Origin of the sequence: Vibrio sp. PID17_43 (genome assembly GCF_002608565.1) — a bacterium.
Taxonomy (GTDB): Bacteria; Pseudomonadota; Gammaproteobacteria; order Enterobacterales; family Vibrionaceae; genus Vibrio.
Map to the genome: position 1 here is coordinate 96340 of NZ_LIXM01000010.1, position 12215 is coordinate 108554.

Genomic DNA, 12215 nt, shown 5'->3' on the forward strand with positions numbered 1-12215 from the left:
TGAACGACTGAAATAAGTCTTCAACAAAACATAAAATCCTATAGGGGGAACTTAAGGTGAATATTCTTGGGTACGCGCAGAAGTTAGGTAAAGCACTTATGCTTCCTATCGCAACGCTTCCAGTTGCAGCGCTTTTACTACGTTTGGGTCAAGGCGACCTTTTAGATATTCCATTTATGGCTCAAGCGGGTGGTGCGATCTTCGGTCAACTTCCACTTCTCTTTGGTCTAGGTATTGCGATCGGTCTTTCTAAAGATGGTCAAGGTGCTGCTGGTCTAGCTGGTGCCGTGGCTTACTTTGTAATTACAGCAACAGCAACAACAATCAATGCTGACGTAAATATGTCATTCTTTGGTGGTATCATTGCTGGTATTATCGCTGGTCACTCTTACAACGCTTTCCATGCGACGCGTCTTCCTGAGTGGTTGGCATTCTTCTCTGGCAAACGTCTAGTACCTATCATGGCGGGTCTTTTCGCGCTAGTAGCAGGTGCAATCGCTGGTGTTGTTTGGCCATCAATTCAAGCTGGTCTTGACGCTCTAGCACACGCGGTATCAACATCTGGCGCTATCGGTCAGTTTGTATACGGTACACTTAACCGTGCGCTTATCCCTGTAGGTCTACACCACGTATTAAACTCGTATTTCTGGTTCGGTATGGGTACGTGTCAAGAAGTTATAGTTTCTGGCGCAACAGCAGCTGGTCAAGCACTTCCTGCACTACAACAGCTTTGTGTTGACCCTTCTCTAGCTAAGACTCTAGTTGTTGGTCAAGCTCACACATTTGAATTCGCAAACTCTGTCACTCCAGAAATCACTGCAACAGTTAAAGAAGTAACTGAAACCGTTAAATCTGGTGACCTACACCGCTTCTTTGGCGGCGATAAGAGCGCTGGTGTATTCATGAACGGTTTCTTCCCTGTAATGATGTTCGGTCTACCGGGTGCAGCACTTGCTATGTACCTCGCTGCACCAGTTGAGAAACGCAGCCAAGTTGGTGGCGCGCTATTCTCAGTAGCATTCTGTTCATTCCTAACAGGTATTACTGAGCCTCTAGAGTTCATGTTCGTATTCCTAGCACCTGCACTATATGCAATGCACGCGGTGTTCACAGGCTTGTCTCTAGTAATTGCAAACATGTTTGGTACGCTACACGGCTTTGGTTTCTCTGCAGGTCTTATCGACTTCGTATTGAACTACGGTCTAGCAACTAAGCCTCTAGTACTGCTTGCTATCGGCCTAGGTTTTGGTGCCCTATACTTCTTCACATTTAGCTTCGCAATCCGCGCGTTCAACCTAAAATCGCCTGGTCGTGAAGATGACGACGAAGACACGCCTGCAGCAGCACCAGCAGGTGAAGCGAAAAAAGGTGACCTAGCTCGTCAATACCTAAAAGCATTAGGTGGTCACGACAACCTAACGTCTATCGACGCATGTATCACTCGTCTACGTCTAACTCTTAAAGATCGCTCTATCGCTGATGAAGCAGTACTTAAGAAACTAGGTGCGAAAGGTGTTGTGAAACTGGGTGAAAATAACCTTCAAGTTATCCTTGGTCCTCTTGCAGAAATCGTTGCTGGTGAAATGAAAGCAATCGGTTCAGGTGAAGACCTATCAGATGTAAAACTTCCGTAATTACATCTTAAGACTCTCTATTAAGACCTCCTTCGGGAGGTCTTTTTTTGTTTTGAGGGGATTGAATCTACACCGCTTTCAAGCGAAGTAGCGAAATATTGCTTTTTTAACGACGGTTCTTGTTGTCTAATCGCTAAGAATTGTGGATCATTAGGAATAATGCACTCTGCAAAACCAACCTTGGTTGCGGAGTACTGTTTTCTCTGACAATACTAATATTTTTGAGGTGCTATAGATGAGTGAAGCTGATGCTCGTCCATCAAACTTTATTCGCCAGATCATTGATAAAGATCTAGCGGATGGTAAACACACTAGCGTGCATACTCGATTCCCGCCAGAGCCAAATGGCTACTTGCACATCGGTCATGCTAAGTCTATCTGTTTGAACTTCGGTATTGCTCAGGACTACCAGGGTCAATGTAACTTACGTTTCGACGATACAAACCCTGAAAAAGAAGACATCGAATACGTTGAGTCTATCAAGAAAGATGTAAACTGGTTGGGCTTCGAGTGGGATGGTGAAGTATGTTACTCATCAAACTACTTCGATAAGCTTTACGAATATGCAATTGAATTGATTAACAAAGGCTTAGCGTATGTAGATGAGCTAAGTCCAGAGCAGATCCGTGAATACCGCGGCACACTAACTGCGCCAGGTAAACCAAGCCCTTATCGTGATCGTCCTATTGAAGAAAACCTAGCGTTATTTGAAAAAATGCGTGCGGGTGAATTCGAAGAAGGTAAAGCATGTCTACGCGCGAAGATCGACATGGGTTCTTCATTCATGGTTATGCGTGATCCAGTGATTTACCGTGTACGTTTTGCTACTCACCATCAGACTGGTGACAAGTGGTGCATTTACCCAATGTACGACTTTACACACTGTATTTCTGATGCGCTAGAAGGCATTACGCATTCTATCTGTACGTTAGAATTTATGGACAACCGTCGTCTTTACGATTGGGTTCTGGAAAATATCACGATTGATTGCCGTCCACACCAGTACGAATTCAGCCGCCTGAATCTTGAGTACACGGTGATGTCTAAGCGTAAGCTAAACCAGCTTGTGACTGAAAAATTGGTTGATGGTTGGGATGACCCGCGCATGCCAACAGTATCAGGTCTCCGTCGCCGTGGTTTCACGCCAGCATCAATCCGTGAATTCTGTAAGCGTATCGGTGTAACAAAGCAAGAGAACATGATCGAATTCGGTTCTCTAGAATCTTGTATTCGTGATGATCTAAACGAAAATGCACCGCGTGCGATGGCTGTTCTAGATCCAGTTAAGATTGTTATTGAGAACTACGAACAAGGCGCTGTTGAAACACTAACGCTTGCAAATCATCCAAACAAACCTGAAATGGGTGAGCGTGAAGTACCATTTACTCGCGAAGTATGGATTGAGCGTGAAGACTTCCGTGAGGAAGGCAACAAGAAGTACAAGCGTCTGGTTCTAGGTAAAGAAGTTCGCCTGCGTGGCGCTTACGTAATCAAAGCAGAACGCGTTGAGAAAGATGCGGAAGGTAACATCACAACTATCTTCTGTACTTACGATGTCGATACGCTAGGTAAGAACCCAGCTGATGGTCGTAAAGTGAAGGGTGTTATCCACTGGGTATCTGCGGATAAAGCATTGCCTGCAGAAATCCGTTTGTACGATCGTTTGTTCACGGTACCAAACCCGGCTGCAGCGAATGACTTCGCGGCAACAATTAACCCAGAATCACTAGTGGTTCTAAACGGTTTTGTTGAGCCAAGCCTAGCGGCTGCAGAAGCAGAGCAGGGCTTCCAGTTCGAACGTATGGGTTATTTCTGTGCAGATTCGAAAGATTCTTCAGCAGAGAAGCTAGTATTCAACCGTACGGTTGGTCTGCGTGACACTTGGGCAAAAATTGAGAATCAATAATCTCAATTAACTGCGAATAAAAAACGCCAGCTGAAAAGCTGGCGTTTTTTTGTTTCGGGCAAATAAAAACGCCAGCCTGGGCTGACGTTAAAGTGCATTACTGAGCAAAACTGAATACAGAATTACTGTGCTGGTTTATGTGCGTCAGGGTTATCTTTACAAGTCCCGTCACCACATTTACCGTATAGGTATAAGCTATGGTTAGTAAGCGTGACATTGTACTTAGCCGCAATTTCACGCTGACGTTGTTCAATTATTTCGTCTGAAAACTCAATAACTTCGCCACAGTCTAAACAAACTAGATGGTCATGGTGGTGCTGAGTTGATAATTCAAACACTGATTTTCCACCTTCAAAATGGTGTCGAGTTACAATGCCAGCATCATCAAACTGGTTGAGTACACGGTAAACCGTTGCAAGACCTATTTCTTCACCTAGATCAATCAACTTTTTGTACAAATCTTCAGCACTAATGTGCTGGCAGTCTGGCTGCTGAAGTACTTCTAAAATTTTTAGCCTTGGAAGGGTTACTTTTAAACCCGCATCCTTCAGCGCCTGATTATTGTCTGACATATACTTTCCCGTTGGATCATCTGCAGCGATTTAACAGAATTTAATATGTCTACCATTATAGGCGAAGCATACTGAACATTAAACCACGAACTTCAAAGGGTTAATAGATTCTTTTTGTAAATTGGAAACGGCTCTATTATATTACAGATCAGACCAGTTACATATTAATAACATTGAACTGCAAAGACTATGGATAGTTATGAATAAGCGACTTGCTAAGATATATAAACCAGGGATAGTGAAATTTTCGCTCAATATTTGGCCGCCATTTTGGGGGGCTGGTATCAAAATCTTACATATTTCTGATGATTTTCGAACGGTAAAGGTCCGTTTGAAGCTCTGCTGGTGGAATAAAAATGCGAATCGCACCCAATATGGTGGCAGCATTTTTTCACTCACCGATCCGATTTACTCACTGATGCTTATGGGGATTTTGCGTGAGGAATATTATGTTTGGGATAAAGAAGCAAGCATCAATTTTATCAAGCCGGGACAAAGTGATTTGTTTGCCGAATTTGAAGTAACAGACGGTATGCTAGAAGAGATCTATCAGGTCACCCGTAACGGAGAGAAATGTTTTCCAGAGTTCATTACACACGTTAAAGATAAGGACGGTAATGTGGTATCGCAAGTACAGCGGAAGCTATATGTACGGAAAAAACCTCAATATCGGGAAGAAGAGATTGCCTCCGAAGCTTCATAGCATTCAGATAAAAAAAGACCTCCTGATGGAGGTCTTTTCTATAATGCTTTAATTAGCCTTCAAGCTCGGCTAGGCACATCTCTTCGTGGATTTGCTTAACCCAGTTTGCAACGCGCTCTTCAGTTAATTCTGGTTGACGATCTTCGTCGATACATAGACCAACGAATTGGCTGTCATCGCCTTCAACCAGTGCTTTCGATGCTTCGAACTCGTAACCTTCTGTTGAAGTGTAACCTAGAATAGTACCACCCTTAGACTCAACGATGTCACGTACAGTGCCCATCGCATCACAGAAGTATTCTGCGTAGTCTTCTTGGTCGCCACAGCCAAAGATAGCCACTAGCTTCGTTGAGAAGTCAATTTGCTCAAGCTCTGGGAAGAAATCATCCCAATCACACTGTGCTTCGCCGTAGTACCACGTAGGGATACCAAGAAGAAGAAGATCGAAATTATCAATGTCTTCTTTGCTGCTTTTTGCGATGTCTTGAACGTGAACTAGTTGCTTGCCTAGTTGTTTTTGAATCATCTTTGCAACGGCTTCAGTATTACCTGTGTCGCTACCGAAGAAGATACCTACACTTGCCATAGAATCTATACCTTTACATTGTTTATTATTGGCGATGGGGATAAGGGCTTACCCAAGTCCTGAGCCTTCCCAACTGAGCTGAATCATGCCTTTCGCAATAAATCCAGCACAGCCTAGGAAAAGAACTAACCATACAATACGACGACCAAAAACGGGTACATTACCCTGATTTAGCACATCTTTTATTGCCATCCCAATGAAAAAGAAGATAGCAGCAAAAAGCAGATCGAGCCCGATTGACTCGAGCATATCCATATAGTCGTAGAGCATTGTCGTCCTTCATGCCGAAAATTCTTGCGCGCACTATACCACTGTTAAACGGTAAAGTTAATGCAATACAAGATGGGTTATTTTAATAATCTCGCACGAGTGTTCGAATTTGTTAACTCGAAATGTATTTCCTGATCACGCGCATGACTTCTGCGGGTTTTTCTGCATGTAGCCAGTGACCAGTATTAGCGATTATATGTGCTTTAGCTTGCTTGAACTGACGCTTAACAGCGGTTTGATACTCTGGTAAGAGGTAGTCAGAATCACCGCCTTTTACAAACAAGGTCGGAATGTCTGTAGAGGGAATTTCTTGCCAGCCGATAATGTCAGCGTAGTTATCAAACAGGCTAGCTACGTTAAAGCGCCATTCCATTGTTTCGCCGTGTTTATATAACGATTTCGACAGGAATTGGCGTACGCCATCTATCTCAATATGTTGGGCTAGGATGTCCATGGCTTGTTGGCGGTTTGTTGGCTGTTCTTTGAGTACAGCTTGCAGACCATTGAATACATTGTCATGGCGATTGGTGTCGTAAGCGACAGGCGCAATATCTAATATGATGAGCTGCTTTACAAGCTCAGGTGCAATATCCGCCACTTTAATTGCCACTTTACCACCCATTGAATGCCCTATAACAAGTGCTGGATCGACGTTTAAATGGCGTAGCAACGTCACGACATCTTGTGCCATAGACGGATAATCATGAATATCAGAGTGAAAAGAAAGTCCGTGATTACGTAAGTCGATGCTGATCACGGAGTGATCTTGAGCGAGATCACGTGCCAGTAGGCCAAGATTACTGAAACTTCCAAACAATCCATGAATTAAAACAACCGTTTGACCTTGGCCTTCTTGCTTATAGTTGAGTAATGCTGACATTTTATCTTATTCGTAATGGGTTTAACGTGGAGTATCCGAAAGGATCTCGTTATAATCCCCCAGAGTTTAAACATTGAGAATGTGAAAAGCGAATGAAAACAATTGAGGTTGATGAGGATCTATACCGTTACATTGCAAGCCAAACAAAGCATATCGGTGAAAGTGCCTCGGATATTTTGCGACGCCTTTTAAACCTTGACGGTCAGTTACAGGAAGCAGAAATTGCAACTGTAGTACAGCAGCCTCAAGGGATTGTAGTAAGTAAAGACGCGGGTAAAACAGATTCGGTAGATATGGTGAAAGAGATGCGTTCTCTGCTTATTTCTGATGAGTTTGCTGGTCTTAAGAAAGCGATTGATCGCTTCATGTTGGTGCTATCAACCTTACACAAACTGAATCCAGAGAGTTTCTCTCAAGCAACAAAAGTGAAGGGGCGTAAACGCGTTTACTTTGCTGATAATGAAGAGACTCTGCTAGCGAATGGTAACACCACGAAGCCAAAAGCGATTCCGGAAACACCGTTTTGGGTAATTACTAATAACAACACCAGTCGCAAACGACAAATGGTGGAGCAGGTGATGACTCAAATGGAATTCCAGCCTGACTTAATAGAGAAAGTAACAGGTTCAATTTAAGAAACCTGATAGAAGCCTCATAATGTGTAGCGTTTAGCGGATATTATGAGGCTTTTTTGATTTTATTTGTTTTTAATGAAAGGATGTCAAACATGGCGATGCACCCTCGTGCTGGGCAAAAAGCGCAGCAGGAAGATCTTCACAATATTCCAGCACTCGTTGCTAACTACTTCTTACTTCAACCAGATGCAGCAAACGCAGAGCATAACGTTCAGTTTGGTACTTCTGGTCACCGCGGTACAGCAGACAAACACACTTTTAACGAAAACCATATTTTGGCAATTGCTCAGGCAGTAGCAGAAGTGCGTGCAGAACAAGGTACAACCGGTCCTCTGTTTGTGGGTAAAGACACTCACGCGCTATCTGAACCAGCATTTTCAAGCGTTATTGAAGTATTGATTGCGAACGGCGTAAAAGTGATCGTTCAGCAAGACAATGGCTATACACCAACACCTGGTATTTCTCATGCGATTTTGACTTACAACATTAAGCATGATGATAAAGCGGACGGCATCGTGATTACGCCATCCCACAATCCACCACAAGACGGTGGCATCAAATACAACCCGACTCACGGTGGTCCTGCTGAAGCGGAACTCACCCAAGCGATTGAAGATCGTGCAAACGCATTGATCGCTGAAGGCCTGCAAGGCGTGAAGCGTCTGCCTCTAGCAGAAGCAAAAGCATCGGAATTGTTTGTTGAGATGGACTTGGTGAAACCATACGTCGAGGATCTAGTGAATGTTATCGATATGGATGCCATACAAAAAGCAAATCTGAAGATTGGTGTTGATCCATTGGGTGGCAGCGGCATCGATTACTGGCGTCAAATTGGTCAGGCGTACAATCTAGACCTAACACTAGTAAGTGAAGCAATTGACCCGTCTTTCCAATTCATGTCGCTAGATAAAGACGGCGTTGTACGTATGGACTGTTCTTCTCCTTACGCAATGGCGGGTCTGTTGGCACTGAAAGACGAATACGACTTAGCATTTGGTAACGACCCTGACTACGATCGTCACGGTATCGTTACGCCAAAAGGTTTGATGAACCCGAACCACTTCTTAGCAGTATGTATCGATTACCTATACCGTCACCGCGATGCGTGGGGTAAAGATGTCGCAGTTGGTAAAACGCTAGTATCAAGTGCACTGATTGATCGTGTTGTGGCTGATCTCGGTCGCGATCTTTGTGAAGTACCAGTCGGCTTTAAATGGTTTGTTGATGGCCTTTACGCTGGTAAGTTTGGCTTCGGTGGTGAAGAAAGTGCGGGTGCGTCTTTCCTTCGTAAAGATGGTACGCCTTGGTCAACGGACAAAGACGGTATCCTACTTTGTTTATTAGCGGCAGAAATCACAGCCGTAACGGGTAAGAATCCTCAAGAATACTACGAAGAGCTAGTGGCGAAACACGGCGAATCTAAGTACAACCGTATTCAAGCGGTAGCCAATGGCCCGCAAAAAGACGTATTGAAGAAGCTTTCTCCAGAAATGGTTGCAGCTGAAACACTAGCCGGTGATGTCATTACTGCTCGTTTGACTCACGCTCCAGGTAATGGTGCAGCAATCGGTGGTCTGAAAGTGACAACAGCAAATGGTTGGTTTGCGGCACGTCCATCTGGCACCGAAGACATCTACAAAATTTACTGTGAAAGCTTCAAAGGTGAAGAGCACCTAAAGCAAATCGAAGCAGAAGCGCAAGAGATCGTGAATCAAGTGTTTGCAGCTGCTGGTCTGTAAGCACTTAGTTCCAAATTAGTTATAAAGGGTTGGTGTGAGAGCACCAACCCTTTTTTGTTTACGGGGGACGCATGGATTAAACGGCAGGGTGTTATTCCTTATCGCAACACCGGAATACGTAAGAGAATCCATGTTAGTCCAAAGCTTATTGGTTATTTGGCCATGAATCTGGCACCACAAACCAAAATTGGCCAAGCCGAGTTTGTGCATGGATGAATTTACCTGATGGCTTGCTTATTGGGTCTTCATGCTTTTCAGTTCCAATTGCCCATAATGGTTTGGAAAGGGCGTAAAGTGGCTGTTCAATTTGCTCCCATTGGCTCTGATAACACCAATAACCGGATATTTGATTCGGGTCTAGTTCGTAGCCTAAACAGCTTGTCGGGATAGGTTCTGTCGAAAAGGGGTTAACGTAAAGACGTCCCTGCATCAGGAGGTGCTCACTCGGTATATTGTCTAACGGTAACTGTTGGTGGAACTCTTCTCTCTGACTCATCTTTAGTTGGTGAGTGAGCATGCGATCGAGCTTCTTGTGCAGTTGGTCGTGAGCATTCGGTCCATACCAAATACCTTCATGCAGTAAGTAAAACTTGATGGCCACTTCCCAATGCTCGTGTTGTTTGGTCTCCTGATTCTCGAGGATCAAATCGACGGCACCAATGGTGCGGCCAGTCGCGTCATTGAGTTGAATCTCTTCAGCAATCAATTCATATCGAGTTGAGCAAGTCAGCAGCTTGGTACAAAGGTGTTGGTAAAGGAAGCCAAGTCGTGGATTGCCATCGTAGACTTCATTGTCCGATAGAGGTGGTGCCAGAATATCTTCGACGCTGACAAAGGGCGTGTGAAGTTTAAAAAGTGGCGGGGTGCTAGCAATCCATTGATAGAAACGTTGTAGAGAATTCATCCATTATCCTGGTTGTTACAGGCAAAGCCTTTCTATTGTATCGAAATTTAAGCGAGTTGGGGATGTCACAACTGGCATCTGGATTGCGGTTCGATATACACTTTGCTCAAGCCACAAGTATTGGAATTAAAAATGAATAATTTTCAGCTAGAAAAGATCCTTAACGAGAAACTGTCGCCGCAACTTATTAAAGACTATGCACCTAATGGTATGCAAGTGGAAGGTAAGTCTGAAATCAAACGCATCGTGACAGGCGTAACCGCTTCACAAGCGTTGATTGATAAAGCCGTTGAATTAGAGGCAGATGCGCTACTTGTTCACCATGGGTATTTTTGGAAAGGCGAGCCAGAGCCCATTCGCGGCATGAAAGGGAAGCGCATCCGTAGCTTGATTAAAAATGACATCAACCTGTATGGCTATCACTTACCGTTAGATATTCACCCAGAACTCGGTAACAACGCAGAACTTGCTCGTTTATTGGAAATTGAAGTTGAAGGCGGACTTGAAGGTCATCCTCAATCTGTGGCTATGTTTGGTCGTTTAAAATACGCGATGACAGGTGCTGAGTTTGCTAACAAAATCAATCAAGTATTAAAGCGTGAGCCTTTGCATATTGCTCCTGAAAATGCAGACAAGATGATAAAGACGGTTGGTTGGTGCACGGGCGGTGGACAAGACTATATTGAACTGGCGGCACAACACGGCTTAGATGCATTTATTTCGGGGGAGATCTCAGAGCGCACAACTTACAGTGCTCGTGAGTTGGATATTCACTATTTCTCAGCGGGTCATCACGCAACAGAGCGTTACGGCATTAAAGCGTTAGGTGAGTGGCTAGAAAAAGAGCATTGCCTCGACGTAGAATTTATTGATATTGATAATCCAGTGTAAGTTCACCGTACAACAAAAATTAAAGGGTTGAGACGTGAGTCGAAACCCTTTATACGCATCCTAGATCCTAGATCCTAGATCCTAGAACCTAGAACCTAGATCCTAAAACCTTATTCGCGCTCATGCAGTGGTGAAAAATCGCGTTGCGTTTCACCAGTGTAAAGCTGACGAGGACGGCCGATACGATTTAGTGGATCACTGTGCATCTCGTTCCAGTGAGCAATCCAACCGATAGTACGAGAAATCGCGAAGATAACCGTAAACATCGATACTGGAATGCCAATCGCCTTTAGGATGATGCCTGAATAGAAATCTACGTTCGGGTATAACTTCTTAGACACGAAGTATTCGTCAGAAAGTGCAATGCGCTCAAGTTCCATCGCTACGTCTAGTAGTGGGTCTTTGATATTCAGCTCTTTAAGAACTTCGTAACAGGTTTCACGCATTACCGTCGCGCGAGGATCGTAGTTTTTGTAAACACGATGACCAAAGCCCATCAGGCGGAATGGGTCATCCTTGTCTTTTGCACGCTCTACATACTCTGGAATGTTATCTACGCTGCCGATCTCTTCAAGCATCTTCAGACACGCTTCGTTTGCTCCACCGTGAGCTGGTCCCCATAGAGATGCGATACCTGCGGCAATACAGGCGAATGGGTTGGCGCCGGACGAACCAGCTAGACGAACAGTAGATGTTGAAGCATTTTGCTCATGGTCCGCATGTAGCGTAAAGATTTTGTCCATCGCACGAGCGACTACTGGATTAACCTCGTATTCTTCACATGGGTTAGCAAACATCATGTGTAGATAGTTTTCAGCGTAGCTTAGGTCGTTGCGAGGGTAGATAAATGGCTGGCCGATCGAGTATTTGTAACACATTGCCGCCAGGGTTGGCATTTTTGAAATCAGGCGATAAGCGGCAATTTCGCGGTGCTCATCGTTATTGATATCCAATGAGTCGTGATAAAAGGCTGCTAATGCGCCAACCACACCACACATTACTGCCATTGGGTGAGCATCACGGCGGAAACCATGGAAGAAGCTTGCGATTTGCTCATGTACCATAGTATGGCGAGTAACGGTTGTTTTAAACTGCTCGTATTGTTCGCGTGTAGGTGCTTCACCATAAAGCAGGATGTAACACACTTCTAAGTAATCTGCGTTATTGGCTAATTGATCAATCGGGTAACCACGGTGCAAAAGAATCCCTTTGCCGCCATCGATATAGGTGATTGATGATTCACAAGATGCAGTGGCAAGAAAACCAGGGTCAAAAGTAAAGTAACCATTGGCTCCCAGTTTACGAACATCAATTACGGGTGTACCGAGGGCACCGTCCATAATTGGCAGCTCGATTGGCGCATGACCTTCGACATGAAGGGTCGCTTTCTTATCCGCCATAACAATCTCCTTTGTTTATTATTTAATCCGTCCAGGATGTATATGTGACATTTTTTACTGTTGTTAAAGCTTAAAGTCAATTTTTCTCCATTTTT

At 44.2% G+C, this 12215-nt stretch carries 12 protein-coding genes; 6 read left to right on the plus strand and 6 right to left on the minus strand.

Going from position 1 to position 12215, the window contains the following annotated elements:
* Window positions 1-56 precede the first annotated feature (56 nt).
* Together nagE and glnS are read left to right on the plus strand one after the other, a co-directional pair.
* Window positions 57-1634: an N-acetylglucosamine-specific PTS transporter subunit IIBC gene (gene nagE / locus AK965_RS09240; protein ID WP_099079319.1), complete on the plus strand. Its 1578-nt coding sequence runs from the start codon at window positions 57-59 to the stop codon at window positions 1632-1634.
* 235 nt (window positions 1635-1869) lie between these two features.
* Entirely contained in the window at window positions 1870-3540 is a 1671-nt protein-coding gene (glnS, locus tag AK965_RS09245) for a glutamine--tRNA ligase (protein ID WP_099079320.1), read from the plus strand.
* A gap of 122 nt (window positions 3541-3662) precedes the next feature.
* On the opposite strand, the gene fcrX is transcribed toward glnS, so the two are convergent.
* On the minus strand, window positions 3663-4112 hold the full coding sequence (fcrX, locus tag AK965_RS09250; protein ID WP_099079321.1) for a ferric iron uptake transcriptional regulator FcrX: 450 nt from the start codon (window positions 4110-4112) through the stop codon (window positions 3663-3665).
* A 199-nt stretch (window positions 4113-4311) separates the two neighbouring features.
* On the opposite strand from fcrX, the gene AK965_RS09255 reads away from it, so the two are divergent.
* Complete coding sequence (locus tag AK965_RS09255; protein ID WP_099079322.1) at window positions 4312-4815, plus strand: DUF4442 domain-containing protein; 504 nt, start codon at window positions 4312-4314, stop codon at window positions 4813-4815.
* Window positions 4816-4867: 52 nt separating this feature from the next.
* Here AK965_RS09255 and fldA read toward each other — a convergent pair whose 3' ends face one another.
* The 3 genes from fldA to AK965_RS09270 form a co-directional block, all read right to left on the minus strand.
* Window positions 4868-5401: a flavodoxin FldA gene (gene fldA / locus AK965_RS09260; protein WP_099079323.1), complete on the minus strand. Its 534-nt coding sequence runs from the start codon at window positions 5399-5401 to the stop codon at window positions 4868-4870.
* Between the two features lie 48 nt (window positions 5402-5449).
* A complete protein-coding gene (locus tag AK965_RS09265) occupies window positions 5450-5671 on the minus strand; it encodes a DUF2788 domain-containing protein (RefSeq protein ID WP_099079324.1) in 222 nt (73 codons plus the stop codon).
* 112 nt (window positions 5672-5783) lie between these two features.
* Window positions 5784-6551, minus strand: a complete 768-nt coding sequence (locus tag AK965_RS09270; RefSeq protein WP_099079325.1) for an alpha/beta fold hydrolase — start codon at window positions 6549-6551, stop codon at window positions 5784-5786.
* Between the two features lie 92 nt (window positions 6552-6643).
* Here AK965_RS09270 and seqA point away from each other — a divergent pair, with 92 nt between their 5' ends.
* On the plus strand, window positions 6644-7186 hold the full coding sequence (gene seqA / locus AK965_RS09275) for a replication initiation negative regulator SeqA (RefSeq protein WP_099079326.1): 543 nt from the start codon (window positions 6644-6646) through the stop codon (window positions 7184-7186).
* Window positions 7187-7278: 92 nt separating this feature from the next.
* Window positions 7279-8925 (plus strand): phosphoglucomutase (alpha-D-glucose-1,6-bisphosphate-dependent), encoded by a 1647-nt coding sequence (gene pgm, locus AK965_RS09280; RefSeq protein ID WP_099079327.1) that lies wholly within the window; start codon window positions 7279-7281, stop codon window positions 8923-8925.
* 145 nt (window positions 8926-9070) lie between these two features.
* Here pgm and AK965_RS09285 read toward each other — a convergent pair whose 3' ends face one another.
* Window positions 9071-9829, minus strand: coding sequence for a DUF1853 family protein (locus AK965_RS09285; protein WP_099079328.1), 759 nt, complete (start codon window positions 9827-9829; stop codon window positions 9071-9073).
* 132 nt (window positions 9830-9961) lie between these two features.
* Between AK965_RS09285 and AK965_RS09290 the strand changes: the two genes are divergently transcribed.
* On the plus strand, window positions 9962-10720 hold the full coding sequence (locus tag AK965_RS09290) for a Nif3-like dinuclear metal center hexameric protein (protein ID WP_099079329.1): 759 nt from the start codon (window positions 9962-9964) through the stop codon (window positions 10718-10720).
* A gap of 110 nt (window positions 10721-10830) precedes the next feature.
* Here the strand turns inward: AK965_RS09290 and AK965_RS09295 are convergent, their stop codons facing one another.
* Entirely contained in the window at window positions 10831-12120 is a 1290-nt protein-coding gene (locus tag AK965_RS09295) for a citrate synthase (RefSeq protein WP_099079330.1), read from the minus strand.
* Between the last annotated feature and the right edge of the window lie 95 nt (window positions 12121-12215).